At 55.2% G+C, this 22,184-nt stretch carries 18 protein-coding genes and 1 riboswitch; of the genes, 10 read left to right on the forward strand and 8 right to left on the reverse strand.

Annotated features, from left to right (window positions below; translation table 11 throughout):
- Positions 1-103: 103 nt before the first annotated feature.
- Together FE783_RS00100 and FE783_RS00105 are read left to right on the forward strand one after the other, a co-directional pair.
- The gene (locus FE783_RS00100) at positions 104-1,060 is read left to right on the forward strand and encodes an endonuclease/exonuclease/phosphatase family protein (protein ID WP_238402809.1); all 957 of its coding nucleotides are present in this window, start codon (positions 104-106) and stop codon (positions 1,058-1,060) included.
- A gap of 121 nt (positions 1,061-1,181) precedes the next feature.
- Positions 1,182-1,949 carry a MerR family transcriptional regulator gene (locus tag FE783_RS00105; protein ID WP_138877278.1) on the forward strand — a complete coding sequence of 256 codons (768 nt, stop codon included), beginning with the start codon at positions 1,182-1,184 and terminating at the stop codon, positions 1,947-1,949.
- 61 nt (positions 1,950-2,010) lie between these two features.
- Here FE783_RS00105 and FE783_RS00110 read toward each other — a convergent pair whose 3' ends face one another.
- A complete protein-coding gene (locus tag FE783_RS00110; RefSeq protein ID WP_138877279.1) occupies positions 2,011-3,168 on the reverse strand; it encodes a M14 family zinc carboxypeptidase in 1,158 nt (385 codons plus the stop codon).
- 329 nt (positions 3,169-3,497) lie between these two features.
- Positions 3,498-3,579: riboswitch (cyclic di-GMP riboswitch) on the forward strand.
- Between the two features lie 78 nt (positions 3,580-3,657).
- Between FE783_RS00110 and FE783_RS00115 the strand changes: the two genes are divergently transcribed.
- The 8 genes from FE783_RS00115 (at position 3,658) to pilO (ending at position 11,721) form a co-directional block, all read left to right on the forward strand.
- Positions 3,658-5,325 carry a GspE/PulE family protein gene (locus FE783_RS00115; RefSeq protein ID WP_138877280.1) on the forward strand — a complete coding sequence of 556 codons (1,668 nt, stop codon included), beginning with the start codon at positions 3,658-3,660 and terminating at the stop codon, positions 5,323-5,325.
- Between the two features lie 147 nt (positions 5,326-5,472).
- On the forward strand, positions 5,473-6,513 hold the full coding sequence (locus tag FE783_RS00120) for a type IV pilus twitching motility protein PilT (RefSeq protein WP_138877281.1): 1,041 nt from the start codon (positions 5,473-5,475) through the stop codon (positions 6,511-6,513).
- Between the two features lie 60 nt (positions 6,514-6,573).
- Positions 6,574-7,791, forward strand: coding sequence for a type II secretion system F family protein (locus tag FE783_RS00125; RefSeq protein ID WP_420799696.1), 1,218 nt, complete (start codon positions 6,574-6,576; stop codon positions 7,789-7,791).
- Between the two features lie 59 nt (positions 7,792-7,850).
- Positions 7,851-8,276 carry a prepilin-type N-terminal cleavage/methylation domain-containing protein gene (locus FE783_RS00130; protein ID WP_138877283.1) on the forward strand — a complete coding sequence of 142 codons (426 nt, stop codon included), beginning with the start codon at positions 7,851-7,853 and terminating at the stop codon, positions 8,274-8,276.
- 73 nt (positions 8,277-8,349) lie between these two features.
- Positions 8,350-9,117 carry a prepilin peptidase gene (locus FE783_RS00135; protein ID WP_138877284.1) on the forward strand — a complete coding sequence of 256 codons (768 nt, stop codon included), beginning with the start codon at positions 8,350-8,352 and terminating at the stop codon, positions 9,115-9,117.
- Between the two features lie 29 nt (positions 9,118-9,146).
- Entirely contained in the window at positions 9,147-10,301 is a 1,155-nt protein-coding gene (pilM, locus tag FE783_RS00140) for a type IV pilus biogenesis protein PilM (protein ID WP_138877285.1), read from the forward strand.
- On the forward strand, positions 10,298-10,858 hold the full coding sequence (locus FE783_RS00145) for a PilN domain-containing protein (protein ID WP_138877286.1): 561 nt from the start codon (positions 10,298-10,300) through the stop codon (positions 10,856-10,858). Before pilM ends, FE783_RS00145 begins: the two co-directional genes overlap by 4 nt.
- A gap of 11 nt (positions 10,859-10,869) precedes the next feature.
- A complete protein-coding gene (pilO, locus tag FE783_RS00150) occupies positions 10,870-11,721 on the forward strand; it encodes a type 4a pilus biogenesis protein PilO (protein ID WP_138877287.1) in 852 nt (283 codons plus the stop codon).
- An 84-nt stretch (positions 11,722-11,805) separates the two neighbouring features.
- Here the strand turns inward: pilO and FE783_RS00155 are convergent, their stop codons facing one another.
- The 7 genes from FE783_RS00155 to FE783_RS00185 form a co-directional block, all read right to left on the reverse strand.
- Complete coding sequence (locus FE783_RS00155) at positions 11,806-13,152, reverse strand: autotransporter outer membrane beta-barrel domain-containing protein (protein ID WP_138877288.1); 1,347 nt, start codon at positions 13,150-13,152, stop codon at positions 11,806-11,808.
- A 15-nt stretch (positions 13,153-13,167) separates the two neighbouring features.
- Complete coding sequence (locus tag FE783_RS00160) at positions 13,168-13,722, reverse strand: PulJ/GspJ family protein (protein ID WP_138877289.1); 555 nt, start codon at positions 13,720-13,722, stop codon at positions 13,168-13,170.
- Positions 13,723-13,726: 4 nt separating this feature from the next.
- A complete protein-coding gene (locus FE783_RS00165; protein WP_158301532.1) occupies positions 13,727-14,110 on the reverse strand; it encodes a type IV pilus modification PilV family protein in 384 nt (127 codons plus the stop codon).
- 88 nt (positions 14,111-14,198) lie between these two features.
- Positions 14,199-18,641 carry a coiled-coil domain-containing protein gene (locus tag FE783_RS00170; RefSeq protein ID WP_138877291.1) on the reverse strand — a complete coding sequence of 1,481 codons (4,443 nt, stop codon included), beginning with the start codon at positions 18,639-18,641 and terminating at the stop codon, positions 14,199-14,201.
- The gene (locus tag FE783_RS00175) at positions 18,625-19,401 is read right to left on the reverse strand and encodes a DUF6063 family protein (protein ID WP_138877292.1); all 777 of its coding nucleotides are present in this window, start codon (positions 19,399-19,401) and stop codon (positions 18,625-18,627) included. Before FE783_RS00175 ends, FE783_RS00170 begins: the two co-directional genes overlap by 17 nt.
- Positions 19,388-20,920, reverse strand: a complete 1,533-nt coding sequence (locus FE783_RS00180; RefSeq protein ID WP_138877293.1) for a replicative DNA helicase — start codon at positions 20,918-20,920, stop codon at positions 19,388-19,390. The genes FE783_RS00175 and FE783_RS00180 overlap by 14 nt, the downstream gene beginning before the upstream one ends.
- Positions 20,893-21,957 carry a Wadjet anti-phage system protein JetD domain-containing protein gene (locus FE783_RS00185; RefSeq protein ID WP_138877294.1) on the reverse strand — a complete coding sequence of 355 codons (1,065 nt, stop codon included), beginning with the start codon at positions 21,955-21,957 and terminating at the stop codon, positions 20,893-20,895. Before FE783_RS00185 ends, FE783_RS00180 begins: the two co-directional genes overlap by 28 nt.
- Positions 21,958-22,184 lie beyond the last annotated feature (227 nt).

Genomic DNA, 22,184 nt, shown 5'->3' on the forward strand with positions numbered 1-22,184 from the left:
GATGCTCCCCCATTCCATCGGAACCAAATTGCGACTACTCTCATTATAATGGAATTGCCGGGATGCAGCGTCAAATGTTGAGAGAATGAGGAGGTTAGTTGCGATGGCACGTAACCCCATTTCATTTATGACGTGGAACTTATACGTAGGCACGGATTTTACACCGTTTTTCACGGCAACGCCGGAACTAATCCCCCAGTCGGTGACCGAAGTATTCCGGCAATTTCTCGCAACCGATTTTCCTCTTCGGGCTGGAACGATCGCCCGGCTGATCGCTTCGAAAAAACCGGATCTCATCGGCTTGCAGGAAGCGGACCGGGTGCAGCTCAGTGTCCCCGGTTTGCCTGTCGTCACCTATGACTTCGTCCGATTGCTGTTAAGCGAGTTAAGAAAACGGGGATTGCACTACGAAGTGGCCGCAAAAAACAAAAATGTTTCAATCCGGCTGCCGACCAGCAACGGAGATGCGGTGCGATTGTTGGACAGGGACGTTATATTGATCAGAAAAGGATCGGGCTTGACCGTTCTCCGGCGGCAAGAAGCCAACTTCAAATCCAATTTGACTGTACAAATTGCAGGGCGGCCGTTTAAGATCGTACGAGGATGGTCGTCTATCGACGTGCTGGCTCATAAACGTATGTTTCGGATGATCAACACTCATCTCGATCCGCTTTCCCCCACGGTGCAGGTCGCTCAAGGAAATGAATTGCTGAAAGGACCGGCCAATACGAATTTGCCGCTGATCTTGCTGGGGGACTTCAATTCAAATGCTGGCGGCAAAGGCGAACCGACATATAACAAGTTTATCAAAGCCGGATTCATGGATGTCTGGAAGAAAGCGGGTAAAGGACGCGGATATACTTGCTGCCAGGACTCCGATCTGTTGAATGCCGTCTCCACTTTGAACAGAAGAATAGACTTAATATTGTTCAAAAACGGTTGGGAACCCGTCAAGGCCGCGTTGACCGGAAATAAACAAAGCGATAGAACCCCTACCGCTCTCTGGCCTTCCGATCACGCTGCCTTATCGGCCACCATGAGCTTAAAGAAAAATACTTAGTGAATGGCACTGCCCTTTCGCCGACGATGGCGGAAGGGATTTATTTTTGCCAGAGCCAAAAATTGCGTTTGACATTGACGCGGCGTAAAGGTGTACGATGAATTTGTCAGGAGGAGCGAACATGGAATATACCGTACAAAAGCTGGGGCAACTGGCGGGAATAAGCACCCGGACGCTGCGATATTACGATCAGATTGGCATTCTCAAGCCGGCGAGAATCAATTCCTCGGGATATCGCATCTACGGGCAGCGGGAGGTCGACCGGCTGCAGCAAATTTTATTCTACCGGGAGCTCGGGGTCGGTTTGGAGGAGATCAAGGAATTGCTCGCCTCGCCATCGTTCGATGCCGGCCTGGCACTGAGGGAGCATCACAGGAAGCTTCTGGAGAAACGGGAGCAATTGGATGCGCTGATAGCCAATGTCGAGCTGACGTTGGCCGCAAGAGAGGGGAGTAAAACGATGACCGACAAGCAAAAGTTCGAAGGCTTCAAGCAAAAATTGATCGATGACAACGAGAACAAATATGGCGAGGAAATCCGCAAAAAATATGGCGATGAGCAAGTCGACAAAGCGAACAGCAAAATAAAAGGCATGACCGAGAAACAATACGCCGAGCTCGAGCAGCTCGCCCTCGACATCCACTCGACGCTTGCCGAAGCTTTCGCGACCGGCGATCCGGCGGGAGAGCTCGCGCAAAAGGCGGCGGACTTGCACCGTCAATGGCTCAGCTTCTACTGGGACAGCTACAGCAAGGAAGCACACGCGGGCGTGGCCCAAATGTACGTGGACGACGAAAGGTTCACCGCTTATTACGACAAGGATCAGAGCGGCGTAGCCGCCTTCCTCCGTGATGCGGTACTGATTTATACCGGCCAAGGCAAAGCGTGATTAAGACCGAACACCCCTTCATTCCGTCAGGAGCAAAGGGGTGTTCGGCGCGTTCCGGCCGTCAACCTTTCTTGCAGCGGTAATAATCGGCAATACCGCGAATGATCGCTTCTCCGGCTGCGGCGTTTTCCGCTTTCGTCAGCAGACTCCCCCCGCCCTCGCACAGCACCCCGGTTACTCCGAATTGCCGCTGCGGACCGCCGTTCCAGCCTTCCGCCATTCCGAGCGGTTCCTTCGCAAGACGCAGCGTTTTGACAAGATGCTCCGGGTCATGCTTCCCGATCCCATCCCGCAGCGCCGTCCACTCTCCGAGCGGACCCGAAAACTCCGGCCCCGGATACAAGATCGGCTCCACCGCTCCCCCCCACGTATGCATATTCCAAATCGTCGTCATGGGAGTATCGGAAGCGATCAGCCGTTCCAGGTCGCGCTGACATAGATAAGCTTCATGCGCTTGCAGCCGATGGTCCGCCGCGGGAAGCGAGTAGCTCCGGTTCATATCCACTCCTTGCCCGTTCACCCGATACCATCCGTTGGACGGACCGTCCGGGCACATCATGATTACAAAATGGCAAACCGTCCGTTCCAGAAACGATCCGGCCTGCGGGTCGCGCAGCAGCCAATCGATCATGCCGATCATGCGCCATTGGGCATTATGTTCCCCGGGATGCGTATTGATCATATAATGCGCCCACCGTTCGGAGCGGGCATATGGACCAGCCGGTGCCGTAATCTCCAGCCGGTACACCGTTCGGCCGCCGAGAGACAGGCCCAGCGGGTGGACGGCAACGAGCGGATGGACTCTCCACTCCCCGATCAATCGCTCCAGCAACTCGTACGACAGAGGCACTTGATGACCGAAATAAACGGCATTTTCTGTAAATTCGGGGAACAGAAAATAATTTCGTTCCGCGCTGTCCGTCTCCCAGCCTATCGGCTGCCAATGCTCGTTGTCGTGCGACCACGAGTAGCGGTATTCGTTCATCGGGTATTGTCCGCCTCCGGCCACCGGAGCAACTACGTCCAACCGCAGCCGATTTCCTTTGGCATGCCGGCGTATGATAAACTGCGGTTTGTTCGTCCACTTCGGTTGATTCGGAGCCGTGCCCAATATCATGCGAAAATGGTTGACGCCGATATGCTCCAGCGCCGCCCCTTGGCTGCCATACTCGCCGTCGAGCGAAAAATCCGACAAAGACAGCTCCTGCTTGTTACTCATAGCAATCCTCCGATGCAGAATTTTGCCACACGAGTGATGATTGGAAGTCTTGAAATCGGCTGCCGGCGGTTTTCGTTAACGTTGAACCGGAGGCGTCGATTCTCGAACTATTAACTCATAGGTGAGGAACCGGTACTCGGCCTTCTTCTCCTGGTTCGAAATAAGCATGATTGCACACTTTAATCAAGATTCGTCACTCGAGTGATAGATTCATAGTAATTCAATATAGGAATCAAGTCAATACGGGAAACCGTTCTGGAATTTTCTGCTGTTGACCGCACCCGAACATCTATGATTTAATATAGCTGGCGAGGAGTAAAGTTTACTCCTTTAAGCGGAAGCGATGATCGGCTGTCTGTAACTGGGCACTTGGACAGCAAGGAGCGAGTAGTGCAACCGACCGACCTTTCTATTGAAGAAAAGGTCTTTTTTTCGTTCCTTCACTTGGACTAGTCGAAAGAATAGTAATCCGGGGGGATGTGCGATCGTATGGCCATACATAAGAGATTAGGCGACTTGCTCGTGGAAGCCGGGCTTTTGACGGAGGAGCAGCTGCAGACGGCTCTAACGGAGCAGCAGGAAACGAAGATGAGGCTCGGAGAATTTCTCATTGCGCGCAGCTTCATCACCGAGCAGCAGTTGATAGAAACGCTGGAATTTCAGCTCGGAATTCCTCATGTTCAGCTGTACAAGCAAGTGATCGAACAAAAAGTGATCAACATTATCCCGCAGCGGCTGGCCGAACAGCATCAGGTGCTGCCGATCCGGACCGAGGGCAACAAGCTTATATTGGCCATGGCGGATCCGCTCGATTATTTCGCCATCGACGAGCTGCGGATGAGTACCGGCTACCGCATCGAACCGACCATAGCGGCACGGGAGGAGCTTAAACGGGCGATCCGGCGTTACTACGGACTGCAGGAGTCCGTGGAGCAGATCAGCCAAATCTTGCAAACCCGCAGCCAGGAAGAGTCGAAGCCGCAGCCGGAGGAAGAAGATTCGCCCGTCGTCAAGACGGTCAACCAAATCATTACCCAAGCCGTGCAAATGGGCGCGAGCGATATTCATTTCGACCCGCAGGAAGACTGTCTGCGCATCCGTTACCGGGTGGACGGCATGATGCGCACCGAGCGGACGCTGCCGCCCCATATGCAGAGCGTCATTATCGCGCGGATTAAAGTGATGGGCAATCTGAACGTGGCGGAACGGCGGCTTCCTCAGGACGGCCGGGTCGAGATCGAAATTCAATACCGCAAAATCGACATCCGCATTTCCACGCTTCCGACGATCCATGGCGAGAAGGTCGTTATGCGTATTCTCGATTTGGGCAGCACGTTAACGGAAATCGAAAAGCTCGGCTTGTCGGAGCACAATCAGCAGCTGTTTTATAAAGGCATTCAAAACGCTCACGGAGTCGTACTCATTACCGGACCGACGGGCAGCGGGAAAACGACTACGCTGTATTCCGCGCTGGCCCGGCTCAATCATGACGAAGTCAATATCATTACCGTAGAAGATCCCGTCGAGTACCAGTTGAAGGGCATTAATCAGGTGCAGGTCAATCCGGCTACGGGGGTTACTTTCGCCCGCGGGCTTCGGACCATTCTGCGCCAGGACCCCAATATCGTCATGATCGGCGAGATCCGCGACAGCGAGACGGCTGAAATTGCGGTACGGGCGGCGATGACCGGCCACTTGGTGCTCAGTACGCTTCACACGAACAGCGCCGTGAATGCCGTCACCCGACTGATCGATATGGGCGTTCAACCGTTTCTCGTATCCTCATCGGTCCACTGTATCGTCGCACAGCGGTTAGTACGGCGCATCTGTCCGCGCTGCTCGTCCGAATACACCCCGTTGGAAGAGGAATCCAAGCTGCTTCGTCAACACGGTTTGCATGCGCAAAAGCTGAGGAAGGGAACCGGCTGCGGCGATTGCGCGAGAAGCGGATACAAGGGGAGGCTGGCGATACATGAGATTTTGCTCGTGGATGACACGTTACGGTCGATGATATTGCAGCGCCGTTCGGATAGCGAGTACAGATCATACGCAATTCAAAACGGAATGATTCCGATGATGCAGGACGGACTTGCCAAGGTGGCTGCCGGGTTGACGACATTTTCCGAGGTTTTTCGCGTTGTAGGCAGCGATATTTGACAAATAGAAACAAAATCTACACATATAATTAGTTCTAAAAGACTATTTGGAGTATATACTTTCCATATATTCCTTGTATAATAATGAATAAATGCACATTTCCTGCAGTTATGTCCATGATGCTCCGGGAGAGGTTGATGGTAGAAGATGGATATGATCGAACTGATGAAATATGCCGTTCAGCACAAAGCTTCGGACATCCATATTACGGTGCATTCTCCCCCGATGCTGCGAATTCACGGCAGCTTGAAGCCTGTCGGAGCCGAGACGCTGACTCCTTCCTCGACTCTGGACATGGCGAAGGAACTGATGACAACCGAGCAGTTCGAGAGCTTCATGGAGAAGGGAGACCTCGACTTCTCTTACGGTATCCCGGATGTATCCCGTTATCGTGTCAATGCCTTCCTGCAAAAAGGAAACGCCAGCCTTACCGTACGTCTTATTCCCGAACGAATACCCGCTATGGAGATGCTCGGTTTGCCTCCGATCGCCGAGGAATTCGCCAGGAAGCCGCAAGGCTTGCTGCTTGTTACAGGCCCGACCGGAAGTGGTAAATCGACCACGCTCGCTGCCATTCTCGATTACGTCAATCGTACTCGCAACGACCACATCATCACGCTGGAAGATCCGATCGAGTTCGTGCACGGCCATAAGTCCTGCATCGTAAACCAGCGGGAAGTCGGAGTCGATACGGCATCGTTCTCGACCGGACTGAGAGCCGCGCTTCGTCAAGACCCGGACGTGATTCTCGTCGGCGAGCTGCGCGATCTCGAAACGATCGGCATCGCGATTACGGCAGCGGAAACGGGACACCTCGTCTTCGGTACGCTTCATACCGCGGACGCGCCCCAAACGATCGACCGCATCATCGACGTCTTCCCTCCGGAGTCGCAGCAGCAAATCCGCGTTCAGCTCGCATCCGTGCTGCTGGGCGTCATGGCGCAGCGCCTGCTCCCGACGGCCGACGGCAGCGGACGGGTGGCGGCGATCGAGGTTATGGTCAATACGCCGGCGATCGCCAACCTGATCCGCTCCGAGAAGGTGCACCAAATCCGCTCGGCGATGCAGACCGGCAAGGCGCAAGGCATGCAGACGATGGAAATGTCGCTTCGCGAGCTGCTGCAGCGACGTCTTGTCACAGTAGAGGCGGCGAAGGAAGCGATGTTCGGCTTTGCCGACCTGCAATAAACATATTCCCGCTCACCCGCCGTAGGCAGCTTAGATCATCCAATCGCACGTACGGAGCTGATGCCTGTGCCCAAGTTTATGTATAAAGCCGTCGACGATTACGGCAAATATTCCAAAGGCGCTCTGGAAGCCCAATCGTTTCAGCAGGCGGTCGAAGAATTGAAAAGCCGAGGACTTTGGGTTCTGCACTTATTCGATCCGAGCAAAAGCATCCTGCATAAGGAGATCGCCTTCGGCGGGCCGAAGGTCAAAAACGAGCATTTTACCGTGTTTTGCCGACAGCTTGCCACTATGTACAAAGCCGGCATCAGCATGGTCGAAGCAGTACGCGTGCTCGGAGAGCAAAGCTCGAGCAAGGAATTCAAAAAAATATTGGCACGCATATCCGAAGACATGCAGCGGGGTACGCAATTTTCCGCCGCGGCGGCGCAATATCCGACCGTGTTCTCGGTCGTATTCGTGAGTATGATCCGCGCGGGAGAAGCGAGCGGGAACCTCGACGATATGCTGACCCGGTTGGCCTCCTTCTACGAGAAAGAGCATAACACCAAAGAGAAGGTCAAGTCCGCGATGATCTATCCGATCGTGATGGGATTTGTAACGATTCTTGTCGTCAGCTTGATGATGACCTTCGTCATCCCGAGATACATCGCGAATTTCCAGGCGATGGGGCTGGAGCTTCCCCTCCCTACCCGGATCATTATTGCCATTAGCGATTGGATGCTTGCCTACTGGTACTTGATTCCTTTATTCGCGGCGGCTCCGGGACTTCTGATCGGCTCCATGAAGAAGTCGAAGTTAGGTACATACTATTGGGATTTGCTCCGGCTGCGCATTCCGGTGTTCGGGAAGCTTGCTCATAAACAATCGATCGCACGGTTCTGCCGCACATTCAGCTCCCTGCATTCGGCGGCGATTCCGATGCTTCAGACGATGACGATCGTCTCCTCGGTAGTCGGCAACGAAGTGATCGGCAAGCTGATCCTGCAATCCCGCGAAGGATTGCGGAACGGCAGCTCCATCGCGGAGCCTTTTCGCGGCAGCTGGTTATTTCCTCCGATGGTCGTACAGATGCTGGCGATCGGCGAAAGGGCCGGCGCGCTGGACAGTATGCTGGAGAAGGTCGCCGATTTCTATGAAGCGGATGTCGATGCGATGGCGGACCGGTTGAAATCGCTGCTGGAGCCTTTCATGATTTTATTTATTTCGGGTATCGTCGGTGGGATCGTCACGGCGCTCATGCTGCCGACGTTCAAGCTGATGCAGAACCTTCATTAATAGGCGGTAGTAATGATTCATTACTATATAATCACTGACAGAGGGGAATGGACACGTTTATGAAAAAATGGAAGCTGCTTAAAAATCAGAAAGGCTTGACGCTGGTCGAATTGCTCGCCGTTATCGTCATTTTGGGCATTATCGCGGCAATTGCAATTCCATCCATCGGAGGTATTGTCGAAAACTCGAAAAGAAATGCCGATGCAGAAACCGATACTTTGGTACGCGAAGCGGCAATTCTTTATTTAACGACTGTCGATCCGGATGGAAATGGACTTCTGGCCGGTGGTGGAGCAGTTGCAGGCTATACTGCTGGAACGCCGGATACCGTAACGGCTACGACCCTGCAAGCACAAGGATATTTGAGAAACATTCCTAGACGCCAATCGAACACGACAGGAACGGATAACTATAATGCGATTCCTGTTCAGTATGGCAACGGAGGCTGGACTTCTCCTGCTGCAACAGCTATAACCTTCAACTAATGCTATAATCCGATTAACGAAGGTAACTCCAACGGGTTACCTTCGTTAAATCTTATCCCGCTAAGAGGTTGGCATGACGGATCTTACGCTTCTAACCGCCTTTACCGCCGCATTCTTCGGTCTTATCATAGGCAGCTTTCTCAATGTCGTAGCCATTCGCCTACTTAAAGGCGAATCCATCTCCTATCCTCCTTCCCATTGCGTCAACTGTCAGCACAGGCTGTATCCGATCGATCTCATTCCCGTATTCAGCTACTTGCTGCTGATGGGAAAATGCAGATATTGCAGAGAACGTATCTCTGCGGCTTATCCTATCGGCGAGTTGGCTGCAGCTGTTACATTCGGCGTTACGGCTTGGAAGATCGGCTACCAGCCGGAGCTGCTGGCCGGACTGCTACTGGCTTCCATCCTGATCGTTATCGTTCAGACGGATTTGAGGGCCATGATCATTCCGGATAAGGTCGTTTTTTTCGGGTTCGGGGCGGCCGTTCTGATCCGATTATTCGTCCACCCGTTGCCGCTATGGAGTTACTTGGCCGCTTTTGTCGTCGGTGGCGGCATTCTGCTGCTTCTCGCCGTTGTCAGCAAAGGAGGCATGGGCGGAGGGGATATTAAGCTGTTCGCCTTCATCGGGCTCATACTCGGACTTCCGCTTACGCTGCTGGCTTTGTTCGTATCCGCTTTACTCGGCACCTTATACGGCCTGATTTTGATTGTATTCCGCAAATTCAAGAGACGCACCGCCATCCCTTTCGGTCCGTTTCTAGCGCTCGGCTCTCTCCTATCCTATTTATGGGGAACAGGGCTCATTGACTTCTATGTTCGGTTGTTCGTATCCTAAATAGTAAAGGCGGGGTGAGGCTGAAGCAGATGAAGAACGTACTGACACAATTCCGACAAATGCTGAATCCGGGCTCCTCCACGATCGGTATTGAAATGACCGATTGTTCCATTAAGGTTGTAGAAATTACCTTGACTTCGAAAAAACGTCCTTATTTAAATAAATGTATGATCGAACGATTGCCCCGTCAAACGATCGACGACGGTAAAATAAAAGATACGGCGCTCGTTGCCGATACGCTTCGGGACATGCTGGAGAAAATGAATATCCGGAAGCGCAAGGTGCACATGATCGTTCCCAGCCAGTTGGTCATGGTGCGTTTTCTGAAGCTGCCGGACATTCCGGATAAAGAATTGCGCAAAGTAGTCGAATTCGAGATGAAGCATTCGATCCATCTGCCGTTCGAGCAGCCTTATTACGATTTTTGCAAATTAACCGATTCCGATCATGCCGGGGCGGACAAAAAAGCCCGCTCGTCCAAGAAATCATCGAAAGCGGAACACGAGAAAGATTCGATCTTTCAGGAAGCGGCGGCGGGGCGACACGGCGGCGGGGCGGACGGTACCGGTTTGTTCGAAGAGTTCGTTTCACTGCAAACGGAGGAAATGCTGCAATGCGACGTCATGCTTGTAGCCGCACCGAAAGAAATCGTCGATGAATATAGGTCCGTCGTCGAATCGGCGGGCTTAAGCCCTTCCAGTATAGAAATCAAAGCGTTATCGCTGTTTCGGGTCATCGAATATTTCCCTATTATCGACGAGAGAGAAACGATTTTGCTCGTGGACATTAACGACGCCGCTACGGATCTCAGCATTTTTCATGACAAGCAGCTTAAAATTACGAGAAGCGTGCCGCTCGATTTCTCGGCTACCGATCCGTCGGAATATCCCGATAACGACGACGATTTCAATCAATCGTGCCAGCAGTTGACCCACGAATTGGAGAGGCTCATGAATTTTTACCGGTACACCTTAAATAACCGTAATCAGGAGTTTAAGCGCGTCGTGATCTCGGGAGACGTGAGCCGGTTGGATGCTATTATCGATTCGCTGCGAGAACGGCTCCCTCTGCGAATAACCCCGCTCCATGCAGATATGATGGGGGTTCATCACAGCGGCAGTCAGGACTGCTTTACGAATTTTGCAGTACCGATCGGCTTGGCTCTAAGAGGGCTGACATCGTGAAAACCATTAACCTTCTCCCCCGAAAGCCGTTTGCGGAGAGAGCGTTCGTTCCGCTGCTGGCCGCATCTGTCGCATTGTCCGTTCTCATCGCGCTGCTCATCGGATTTTTCGTAATCCGTTACGAAGCCAATATTGACAATAAGTCCGGCAAAACAGCCGAAATCCAAGAACAAATAAAACAGCTGCAGGCATTAAGAATCGTGGACAGTGCGACTGCGGACTTCAACGCGCTCTCCGAAGAGGTCAACAAGCTGAAAGCTTCACGCCGATACTGGATTCCGGTATTCGAAGCGCTGGCAAGCAGCTTGCCGAAGACATCCCGAATCACGTCAATGGGATTCGACGATCATGAGAAGCTTACGGTCGCTATGGAAACCGATTCGCTTGATCATATAGCCGATTATACGACTCTGCTGCAGCGGGTCCCTCTTGTCGATAAACTATCCGTCGCGAAAATAGAAAAAATATCGAAATCCGCATCGGTCGGCGATCAGACCTTGTACGCCTATTCCGTTACGATCGAGATATCGCTCACAAAACTATCACAACCGAAGTAGGGGATTCCATCATGGACAAGCAAACCGTGATGCAATGGATAAGCCGTCTGCGCCAGCCGTTACCGATTCTTCTTATCGTGACGGCATGCGGCCTGCTGTTCAATATTTTATTATTCTCATACAGCTTGCTGCCCGTCGTTCGCAAGCAGGTCGAATATTCATTGGAGTACGCCAAATTCGACAGGCTGGTCAGCTCGATCGAACGCACTCCCATTCCGCCCAAAGCTTCCGCGAACGAGATCGGGCTGCTGGTGAAGCAGGTGCCTACCAAAGAAGAGCTGTCCCGGTTTATTATTCAGATGAAGGAAATCGAGCTCAAAACCGGCGTTACTTTGACCAAGCTGACGTTTGGCGAAGAGAAGCGGGAGACGGACGATTTGACTTCTATCGTAATGGGACAAACCAAAATCGGGCAAATGACAGTTCCCTCCGCTGTACCGAACAATAACGGAACGGCAGCCGCCCAGCCGCCGGCCAATAATCCGGCGCCGTCTTCCACGGCATCAAGCAAGCTTCAGGAGCTCAAGGGCAATATGAGCGTGCAGGGCACCTATACGCAAATCGTGGACTTTTTCAATCGGCTGTATCAATTGGACAGAATCGTCAATGTGAAGAAATGGGACATGGCTCCGTCAGCCGGGGAACTGAACGGATTCCAGACGCCGATTCCGAAGCTGCAAAAGGAAAACGAGCCGCTGCTGCTTCAAGCCAAAATGGAATTTGCGATCTATGCGGCGCCGCAATATTCCGGAAAACTGGCGGATCTGCCTCCGCTATCCGTTCCCTTGCCGGAAGCTCCGAAAGTGCCGATTTTAACCGATCAGCAATATTACGAATTGCTGAAATCCGCAGCCGGGCAATAGCTGCGGAAACAAACAAGCCTTCTCGGTATAGCACTGCCGCCGCTGCCCGGCGTAGTGTCTATAGCCAAGAAGGCTATTTTTTATTTACAAGGGACTGCCTCCCCAAGTCGAACCCGTTGTCGTACCGCCTCCACCGGTGCTTGTCGTGACGATTTGCAGTGTCGTATAACCGCCGCCTATGCTGACGGTCGAGTCGCCGATCTGGGCTACCTCCGCCGCAATGCTTCCGGACGCCGTGATCGTGCCTTTGTTTACGCTAAGCGTATCCGCAACAAAAATGTCCCCTTCCGAGCTGATGGAACTATTATTTTGCGCGGTCACACTGCCCGCAATAATCAAGGTAGGATTTGCATTATCGGGATTATCGGCTATTAGGGCAGCGTTGTTGCTTACGCTTACGCTATTTTTAATAATCATCTGTTTCGCTTTTACATCCGCATTGTTTTGTACATTCATCGAGTCCGCATAAAAGATATTTTCCGCATTCAGGGTTCCGTTATTTTGTACGTTCGCCGCCCCCTTCACCAATATGTTCCCGTACAGCCCGTTCACGCTCTTTGCCGTTAAATTGAAGTTATTGCTGCTGTTCATATTGCCCAGAAGGACGATATCGCCATACACGGTCAGATTGCTTCCGATGTCCAGTGAGTCTACTACGAGAACGACCGGCTTGGATGGGGAACCGAATGTCGTGTCGCTTCCGATATTAACGTTTGTCGCCTTGACAATGACGGGATTGGAAGTACTGTTCGCTATTGCATTCGATATTTGAGCGGCTTCTGTGCAATTGGTACAAGTCGTGTTGACCGAATTTTGATAAGAAGTGATTTGACCGGTTACGGAAGTGGACAATTGTGAGAGTTCACCGGTTATAGCCGCATCCAAGGTTTGGTTCGTCGTGGCCTGCATACCGCCGGGCAAAGTGCTCTGATTGGCGCCGGCTTGCGTATAAATGCTGGTAGAGTTGGCAGGAACCTGAATGACATTCGTCGTATCAATCGTCTGAGAAGAAGTCCCGTTGCTGACGTTGAAGGCATAGCCCAACGATTTGGTCCGCGTCATATTGCCGCTTGTCGCACTGACCTTGGCGTACACGATGGCGGAGTTATTCGAGACGGCCGGCTGCAGCAGTTCCACCTGGATGGTTGTGCCGTCCGGCGATTGAAACGTCTTCTGCCCCCAGCCGGGATAAGCCAAAAAGTAGCCGGGCCTGTCTCCGGAAGAATAAGCATTCAAATACGCGACCAGCGACTCCAGAACCCCTACCGCCATCAGATTAGCCGATTTATCGAGCATATCCCTTTTGTTCGCCGAGGTTGCGGAAGAACTCATCATAAACATGACCGGCGCGAAAATGACCAAGATCAGGGAAGCCATCAGGATGTATAGGAGAAGGGCCGCTCCGCGTTCATTGTTCAAATAGGTTTTCATGGTGCGGCAGCCCCTTTACTTCGTAGTGGCATTACTAATCAGCTTGACGGAAGTCGTTTGAACGGAAGCAGGAGATCCGCCAAAGGCGATCGTAATCTGGATCAATTCGCCGTTTTGCAATATCGAAGCGATCGGATTGTTGTTATATCGATAGCTGGGCGCTTGATTCAGGTTTTGCGCAATGATGGCGGAAGCGGTATACTTTTGCGGACTGCCCGTCACGCTGATCGATGCATTCGCAAAATCCGCATCGTCATTGGCCGCATTCGCATCGTTGCTGAAATCGTATGAGATTAGCTGTCCGTCGGTATAATACAACGACTTCAGCTTCGGTCCCGCTTTATATCGAAGCTCATTGCCCGTCACGAATATTTTGGAGGAGTTGGATAAATCGGCCGTAATCAGGTTCATCGTTCGATTGATCGCATTCCTGTCGTTGTGGCTCGCGATCCGGGAAGTAAACTGCTTCTGCTCGCTGTGTATAAGCAGGAAGACGACGGATAGAAGGATTCCCGACACGGCGACTGCGGCCAATAGCTCGATTAAGGTCAATCCTTTCTCATTGTTCATCCGCTCACCCGCTCCAAGAAATTGTGACAGTCAACAGCCGGGGCGCGCCGTTCATATAGACGACCGTTTGCAAGGAAGCCATGCTGTTGCCGAACTGTGAGTTGTTGTATGTAACAGCGGCCGCCGTGTAAGGCTGATCCTGAATAAATGCCGTGTAGGGAGCCGGGACTGCCGGTGCCGCCGTGTAGGCATTTCCGGTCTTGATCTGGCTCCGGGCTTCGTTCAGCTTTTCTTCGGCTATTTTCAAGGCAGCGTCATAGCGGCCGCTGTTTCTGTCCGAAATGAGGTTAAAGTTGGTCAGATTCACGAATCCGATAATGACGATGCCCAATATGACAACGGCGGCGAGAACCTCCAATAGCGTAAATCCTTTTTCGTTCGTCGGCACAAGGCACCGCCTTTCGAGTTGTTTCGCTGCTCTTACCTTCATCGTACACCAAAAGCTGTTGTCCGAAAAGGCCGGCCCCCGGATCGTATCAAAACAATTGGATTTGACTTACGCGCGCTCCGAGCCGCTCGAGCGTCTCCGGAGCATTGTCGCGGAAATAGGCGTGCTGGACGCGCTGTGTCGCTTCCATGATCTGCTTGCCCGAATCGGCGGCTTGACGCAGCCGGCAGCTGTAGACGACCGGGAAGTAATCCTGCAGAAACTTCCCTTCGGCATGGGCGGTAAGCGCAATGATTTGGAAGCCGAGCTGGTCCGCGATGAAAAATACCGGGCTCAGCACGTGCTCGCTCGAAGCTTTGCCGAACGGGTTGTCGAGAATGACGGTCCGGTGACGCTTCATCGTGCCTTGGATGTACTGCTTGCGCTCGGCCACATAGTTGAGCAGCCCGAGGAACAGCGTCATGTTCTTGCTCCATTTCTCCCCGCCCGACCAGCGGTTGGACTGCTCCCACGAATAAGCCGCCTTCGTCACCTGGTGATCGTTCGATACTTTGCGGCACGTGATGCCGACGCTCTCGTTCTGCATGACCACCTGCATCAGCTGGCGCGAGTCGAGCCATTTCTCCAAATCTTTGCGCATCGCCGTCTGCTGCTCCTGGCCTTGCTCGCCCGTATACTTCTCGTGCTCCAGCCTGCGCAATATCCATTCGATATGCTGGCGAATCCGCTCCTTGCCGGTCTGCTCGTCCCATTCCGGGATCGTGAACGCGTACATGTCTTTCCAGCCGTCTTCCGTCCGGACCCTCGTCTTCTTAGGCAGTTCCTTCAGCTCTTGGACGATTTGCTTCAGGTGGGTATGAATATGCTGGATGTAATGCTGCAGGTCCTGATCGTGCGTCTGGATCGTCTGCTCGGCGATATGGATCGCCCGCTGAATCCGGTTCTCCATCGTCTGCTGGAATTCGAGAATGTCCCCGTAGCTTTCTTTGGCTTCGACCCCTTGAACGAACATTTGGCGGAGCTTCATATCCTGAACGTGCTGCAGGCAAAACTCCTTCAGACGCTGCTTGCCCTGCCATACGGTCTGCTTCTCCTTCTCGAGCCGCTCGTGCTGGACGCGCAGCGCGCCGACGGCCGCCTCGGTCTGCGCCGTGCGCTTGTAGGCATATTGGCTTTGCTCGTCCGCGGACAGAACGGTTGGTTCGATGCGAGGATCTTCGAGCTGGTAAGTCAGCGTATATTTGTTCCAAGTCTGGAGCACGGAATCGAGCTCGCGCAATTGCCGCTCGATCTGCTGCTGCCGCTGGTGCAGCTCCTCCTGCTCCCGCCGAAGCTCCGATTGTTCCCGCTCCAGCGCGCGATCCGCTTCCTGCAGCGGCTCCTCGAACCTCGCCCGAGGCTCGTCCGGATACTGCTCCTCGTATTGTCTGCCCAATAGGAGCAGCATGCCCTCGGCTTCTCTCAGCGCCTTCTCTTCGCGGGCAAACGTCTCCGCGACCTCATTCGCCTCTTCGCGGAACCGGCGGATTTTCCCCCACCATTCGCGCTTGCGCTCGGGATCGGGCGGCAGCGGGGCGTCCTCGTCGGTATCGGGACGTTCCATCCGCAGCTTCTCCATCTCGCGGACGCAGTCGTTCGCCCGCTCTTGCTCGCTTCTCCATTCCGACTCGAGCGCGGACCGTTCCTTGCCGATCCGGTGGCGCTCAAGCGCAAGCGACTTCCGCTCTTCCTTCAGCTCCGCCATGGCGGCCTCCGGCTCGACGAAGGCGAACGATTGCACTTCCCGGTACAGCTCGTCCTGCTTCAGCACCTGCATCGAGACGCGAACGTCCTGCAGCGCCTGACGTACGTCCTGCAATTCGGCCGTCAACAGCTTTACATGCTCCTGGCGGCGCTGCTGCCTCTTCTGCAAGCTGTCGAGCTGCTCCCGTACCGGCATAAGCTCCTGCTCCAGCTTGCCGATGTCCCGCCCGAGCTCCATATAATCTTGGGCGTCGCGCAGCCAGATGCCGAGCTGGACAATGCGCTCCCCCGCTTCCTCCAAATAGATCCGGAGCTTGTCCGCTTCCTGCCGGTTGGCGTTCAGCTCCTGCTCCAGCCGTTTCTGCTCGTCGACGAGAGCGAGCAGCAGCTCGCGGTTTGCTTTCAGATTCGTCTCGATCGACTGGACGACCGACAGCGGATAGTCCCGCATGAACGTTTCCAGCCTGCGCTGCGCCGCCCGCCACTCCGCAAGCTCGCGCTCCTTGCCCTCGCGCTCGAGCTTGACCGCCTCCGCCTTCTCCAGCATCTCCTTCTTCCACCGCTCGAAAGCGCCGGCTTCTTCGCTCGCCGACCAGTGCTCCGGTACGACCCAATGCCCGTCCGCGGCCCCTTCCTCCTCGGCGAGCGTCCGTCCCTTCACGGCGTCGGCCGCTTCCCGAACGTCTAGCACGCGGATCGGAAACGCGAACTCTTTGCCCGCCGTCCGCAGCTTGCCGAGCAAAACCGGCTTCTCCTGCTCCGTCGTAACCAACGTCACCGCCCACAACCGGTCGGTTCCCCCGAGTTTCGCCGCTTCACCCGCCAGGGCGGCAATATACTCCGTTCCTAGCTGAAGCAGCGAGAACTGCCGTTCCCATTGGCGCGCCATCCTCTCGACCATCGGATCGGCATAGAAGATCGGCTGGGCGCCGTGATCATCCACGAACCGGTAAGCGAGCCGCTCCCGGTCGAGCAGCTTCTGCTTGTGCGCAAGCCTCAGCTCGACGCCTTCGCCGAGCTGCTCCGCAAGCGACGACTGCTTCTCATATACCGAAGAGATCCGCTCCCACGCCGGCCGTAGCGCAGCAAGTTCCCGCTTCAGCTCCTGCTGCTCGCGCCCGAGCTGCGCCTCCCGTTCCTCCAGCTTCGCGAGCTCCTTCTCCGCCCGGCTCCGTTCCTCCTCCGCCTGCTTGCGGCGCTCCTGCTTGCTCTCCCGCTCTTCCTCAAGCCGCTTCAACCGGTTCTTCCAGTCCACCCGTCCGTCTTCGAGACTTTGCTGCTCCTGCGCCCATACCGTGAACTGGTCCTCCACTTTCTCGATCAGCGGATTGGCCAAGATGGAGCGGGCTATCCGCTGCTGCTGCTCGTGCTTCGTCTTCTTCTCCGCTTCTTTCGTATGCAGCGACTTGGACCATTCGTGCTGCTCCTGAATCAAGCCGCGGTTTTCCGCTTCCGCCGACTGCGCCTGCTCCTCGATCTGCCCGAGCTCTTGCGCGAGCTGACGCTGACGCCGCTCGTCTTCCCGCTCCTGGCGTTCGAATACGCTGCGCAGCTGGCCGGCGTTGCGCTCCCACCGCTCCTGCAGCACATGCTCCTCCTCGGAGCGCTCGAGCCGCTCCAAGCTTTGCGCCAGCACGTTCATCCTGCCTTTCGCCGCCGCAAGCTTCTCTCTGTACTCGGCGAACTGCAAGGAGTAATATTGCTTCTCCGCCCGTTTGAGCTGCCCTTCCGCCCTGTCGCGCTCTTCCTGAACCGTCTGCAGCTTGATTTCCAGAGCGGCCTTGGCCTGCTCCTGCTTGGCGATTTGCAGCGATGTCCGCTTCCAGCCGAGTTTGGCACTTCTATCCGTCCAATCCCGGAGCCGTACGGCGACACGGCCTCTCTCTTCCTCTTCCTTCAACTGCTGGTCGATCGAGAGCCGCCAGTACGACTTCGCTTCCCGGCGAAGCCCGTCGTACCGCTGCTCCGCTTCGTACAGCCGTTCATACAGCCGCACCAGCTTGTCCATTTCTTGCAAAATGGTCCGGTTTTCGCCGATTTGCTCCTTCAGCTCTTTATATTTTTTGAACCCTTCGCGGTGCGTCTCGAACAGCTTGGCGAACGAGCCCTCCTCGTAGCCCTCCATCGCCTGCTCGACGGTCGGGATGAGCAGCCTGTCGAGCAGCTGCGACGTCGTTTTGCAATCGTCGAAAAATTTCTCGATGCCGCCCTCCGTGTCGTTGATTTTCACGATCGCCTCCCATTCCGAAGGGATGATCTGAAACTGCTCCTCCAGATGGGTTTTGTACTCCTTGATCGTGGCGAACAGCCGCGCATTCAACGGATAGCGGCCTGCCATGGAGGCGTAGTACTCCTGAATTTCGCCTTTGTCGGCCGGACGGTTTTTGCCCATGAACGGTTTGACGAACGGAATATGGTCGAGGCCATGGTCGTCGCGCTCCCCGTACTCGTAGGCGTACCTGTACGAATCGACGCCGTGTCCGCTCTGGAACAAGCTGACGCACGTTACCGCGTACCGGCGGCGCGGCTTGTCGTTCAGAATCCATTCCACGGCGATGTGCGCGGGTCCGTTTTCCAAGAGCAGCGTATCTTTCAGCTTGCGCCCCGCCAAATCCGCATGGGGCAGCACCGCCTGAATCGCGGTCTGGATAAAAACCGTTTTGCCGCCGCCGTTCTCGAGCAGGATCGCTCCGTTATGGCCGTCGAACCAGAACGTTTCGTCGTTATACCGCTTGTTGCCGCCTTCGTACAGCACGTGAGTGAAACGGATTTTACTTATCGCCGGCATACGCTTCCTCTTCCTCCTTCCGCTCGCGGATCGCCTTCTTCTCGTCGCCGAACTTGTACAGAAACTGCAAAATGCCCCGGTTGTACTCCAGCTCCATATAGTAGCGCTGCACGACGATTCTCGCTTTATCGGTCAGCGTCAGCTCCCCCGCGCCAACCTCCTCGGCCAGCTGCATGTCGAGCAGAAACCGGCGTGCCGTATCCATGAAGCTGAGCCGGCTGATCGTATTGCCCGTTTGCCGTTTCGCCGTCTCCTTGATATCGTCCATCGAGTCCCATTTCTCGATAATCGCCGACCAGTTGTACGAAAACTCGCGCTCGTACGCCTTCAGCTCCTCCGGGTCATGCTCCTTCAGCGTCTCGATCCGCTCGTGGACAAGCGCGGTCCATTCGTCCAGCGGAATGAAATTGCGCGTCGGCTCCATGCTCTGGTAGCTGTCGTAGAACGCCCCCACGAACGTGATGACGGTCAAATACAGCAAGTACAGATCGGCATTGACCGCCTGCGCGCGCAAATACGTCTTTTTCAAGTAATCGTTCGATACGTGAAACGGCGACAGCCTGACGAGCGGTATCATATACAGCTGATCCCCGGCCGAAAGCGTCACGCAGTCGACTTCCCGAGCAAACTGGTCGACAAGGCCGCGCACCTCATCGTCGGCCATATATTCCTGCAGCCGGTCTTTCTCCGCGACGCCCGCGAGCGACAATTCCGCATACAGCCGGAACGCCCGTATGACGACCTCGTTATCGTAAGCCACTGCCCGTCCCTCCCCATGTGACGCTCATATTCTGAATGTGGAACCGGTCGCTTACCCGAATCACGTCCGGCTTCTCCTCCACGATCAAGCTCCGGCTCCCGAGCAGCCGAAGCGCTTCTTCCATGCCGGACGGACCGGCATCCTCCTCGCGCTCCGTCATAGCCGACCCGATCGGGCTGCGCTGGTGCAGGATGAGCCAGAAATCGTAGAACGGGCGGCTGTCCAGCAGCTGCGCGGTCGCTTCGCCGCCATACGCTTCCACCACTTCCGTCAGCTCCACCGACTCGGCCCGTTCGAGCCGTTCCAGCAAATCGGTCATCAGCGCGAGAAACAGCTTCCCTCTGCTCCGTACGAACCCGTCTCTCTCATCATCGCCGGTCAGCTCGGGGAACGCTTCCTCCCGCTCTTCTCCTTCGCCGTCGCGGGATATGTTTTGCTCCGCAAACACGGTCAGCGGAGACCAAGTCCGGGTACGTTCGAGCCCTATAAAAGGCGCAAGCACGCCTTTCATCGCCTCCAGCGGCAGCGGGGAGCCGATCACGAGGCTCGCGATATCCTGCTCGAAGTTGAACGAGGCCATCCCGGTATAGTACAGCGATTCTTTGGCCGCGTGCAGCGCCTGGTTTTTCAGCTCCATGCTCCGCTGCAGCAAAGCCGTATGCTCTCCGTGCACCTTCTCGAGCTCATTGGCGATACGCAATATGTACTCGTAGGCGTTATGGGGCGTCGGCTTGAGCGAGTCCGCGAGCAGCCGTTCCCGCGTCTCCTTCACGAACTGCCTCAGCTCCTCGAACTCGTCGTTCTCCCGATGCAGGCGGACGTATATATCGTCCAGCAGGGAGCCGTACCGCTTCAGCGTCTCCTCGGACACGATGCTGCGCTTGATCTCGTGCTCCAGCTTGAGCATGCGCTCCTGCAGCGCCTCCACGTCGACCCGCATTTCGTTGATTTGGCGAAGCGCGCCCTGGAACTCCCCTTTCTCGAGCTGCTTGCGCAGCAGGAGCTGATGGATCGACAGTTGGAATTCCATGTAAAATTCCTTCGTGGCGAATACGAGCTCGAGCCCGTCCTCGTCCAGCGCATAATATTGCGCGTTTTCCTTCGCGTCGAACGAGCTTGCTTTCAGAATGGACGTATATACCGTCTCTTCCCTTCCCGTCTCCCAGTTATAGAACGCGAACGACCGCTTTTTTCCCGATGCCGGTCGGAACGTCTGCACGATGCTCCGGGCCAGCTCCTCCGCCTCCTCCGGCCCGAGCGCCAGCCGGCCCTCGACCGTTTGGTGGAGAAACCGCGCCAGCTGCTTCACCCCGGCCTTCGTATTGCGCATCAGCTTCTGCTCGAAAAAAAACAGCAGCGTCAGCAGACCGAGCTCCATCATATCGATCTCGGCGCCGCTTCGGTCCGTCTGTTTTTTGCGCTGCAGCTCGAACAGCGGGTCGAACAGGGCGATCTTCGCCATGCGTTCCTGAAACCCGGACAACACGTGCTTTAGTTCAAAGGCTTCCATGCTTTCCATATGCCGTTCCTCCAGATGCTTCTAAGCTCTTGCGTCGATAACGTTTCCTGCGGATAATAGCCGCCCTCCCGCAAGCAGGCATCGAGCCGTTCCCGTTCCCCATCCGGAAAAAAGGCTAAAAACGACCGCACCGCGTTATCGTTCTTTCTCTGGTTCGTCTTTCCTGCCGCCCACGGCTTCCCGAGACAGCTTCGGTAGAAGGGCAGCGCGGGTATGGCGCCGCATTTCGCCGCGACTTCATGCCATATTTGAATGCCGGTATGGTCGATATCGCCGAAGTAATAGAAGACGTGCGTTCTCTCCTTCACCGGATATTGAAGGCCGAACATGTCGATATTGCCGACGATTTTGTTGCCGCAGCCGTAAATGAGCGTATGGAACGGGCTCTCGTCCAAAACGGGCAGCAGGGCGTGAAAGGTCGTCTTGTTTTCCACGATCAGATGGAGGCAAGGCTGCTCGATGTACGGGACGGTGCTCCCGGCCGGCAGCCCCGGATTGATCGCCATCATCAACGGGTCAGGTGCGGGCAGGACGAGCAGCTTGTCCCACAGTCCGATCCGCTCGAGCAGCGCCTTGCCGCTTCCTTCCGTCAGCCACTTCTCGTCCCCGGCCAGCTCGAAGCTCCGCTCAGGCGCCGGAGCGGGCTCCGCGGGCAGCCCGTGCGACTTGATGCGGCGGTCGATGCGCTCGATCCAGGGCAGGTCCGCCTCGAAGGCGGCTTCGCCCAGCGCGAAATACGCATCGAGGCCGATCGCCGGATGCAGCGTCAGGCGCAGCTGCTGCAAGCGGTCGCGATGGTCGCGGCGAAGCGCCGAAGCATGGACCCGGTACCGGTAAGCGAGCGACGGCTGTTTGGCGTTACGGCCCGACGACCGGACGGCCTGGAGCAATCCGTCCGCCTCCAGCTCGGCTACCGCTTCGGCAAATTCCCGGTACTGCACGGACGAACGTTCGAACAATCGCTCCAGTTGTTCCAGCCACAGCATCGTTTTGTTGTACGTTTGCAAGTAGGCCAGTAATTGCTCCTTGATCCCCATTGTCGACTCCTGTCTAATTCGGTAGATCTATTATAGCAAATTTGGCGGCGGAAGGCGCTCCGCCAGCGGTTTCCCTTGAATTACTAGTTTCGTCGGGATCGAGTAAAGGGGCGAGTAAGGCAGGGTTGTGGCGTACGTGGTGATGAGTAACTTTCCCGGCAACTAATTTTCCGCATAAATAGGAGGTACGAAAGAAAAAGCCCCCTATCCCGCTTACCCGCGGTTTA

Source organism: Paenibacillus mesophilus, assembly GCF_005938385.1.
GTDB lineage: Bacteria > Bacillota > Bacilli > Paenibacillales > NBRC-103111 > Paenibacillus_AB > Paenibacillus_AB mesophilus.

Bases quoted from the DNA above. Each gene is read 5' to 3' on its own strand.
- FE783_RS00100 (WP_238402809.1), top strand. From the start codon at position 104: ATGGCACGTAACCCCATTTCATTTATGACGTGGAACTTATACGTAGGC.
- FE783_RS00105 (WP_138877278.1), top strand. From the start codon at position 1,182: ATGGAATATACCGTACAAAAGCTGGGGCAACTGGCGGGAATAAGCACC.
- FE783_RS00110 (WP_138877279.1), bottom strand. From the start codon at position 3,168: ATGAGTAACAAGCAGGAGCTGTCTTTGTCGGATTTTTCGCTCGACGGC.
- FE783_RS00115 (WP_138877280.1), top strand. From the start codon at position 3,658: ATGGCCATACATAAGAGATTAGGCGACTTGCTCGTGGAAGCCGGGCTT.
- FE783_RS00120 (WP_138877281.1), top strand. From the start codon at position 5,473: ATGGATATGATCGAACTGATGAAATATGCCGTTCAGCACAAAGCTTCG.
- FE783_RS00125 (WP_420799696.1), top strand. From the start codon at position 6,574: ATGCCTGTGCCCAAGTTTATGTATAAAGCCGTCGACGATTACGGCAAA.
- FE783_RS00130 (WP_138877283.1), top strand. From the start codon at position 7,851: ATGAAAAAATGGAAGCTGCTTAAAAATCAGAAAGGCTTGACGCTGGTC.
- FE783_RS00135 (WP_138877284.1), top strand. From the start codon at position 8,350: ATGACGGATCTTACGCTTCTAACCGCCTTTACCGCCGCATTCTTCGGT.
- pilM (WP_138877285.1), top strand. From the start codon at position 9,147: ATGAAGAACGTACTGACACAATTCCGACAAATGCTGAATCCGGGCTCC.
- pilO (WP_138877287.1), top strand. From the start codon at position 10,870: ATGGACAAGCAAACCGTGATGCAATGGATAAGCCGTCTGCGCCAGCCG.
- FE783_RS00155 (WP_138877288.1), bottom strand. From the start codon at position 13,152: ATGAAAACCTATTTGAACAATGAACGCGGAGCGGCCCTTCTCCTATAC.
- FE783_RS00160 (WP_138877289.1), bottom strand. From the start codon at position 13,722: ATGAACAATGAGAAAGGATTGACCTTAATCGAGCTATTGGCCGCAGTC.
- FE783_RS00170 (WP_138877291.1), bottom strand. From the start codon at position 18,641: ATGCCGGCGATAAGTAAAATCCGTTTCACTCACGTGCTGTACGAAGGC.
- FE783_RS00180 (WP_138877293.1), bottom strand. From the start codon at position 20,920: ATGGAAAGCATGGAAGCCTTTGAACTAAAGCACGTGTTGTCCGGGTTT.
- FE783_RS00185 (WP_138877294.1), bottom strand. From the start codon at position 21,957: ATGGGGATCAAGGAGCAATTACTGGCCTACTTGCAAACGTACAACAAA.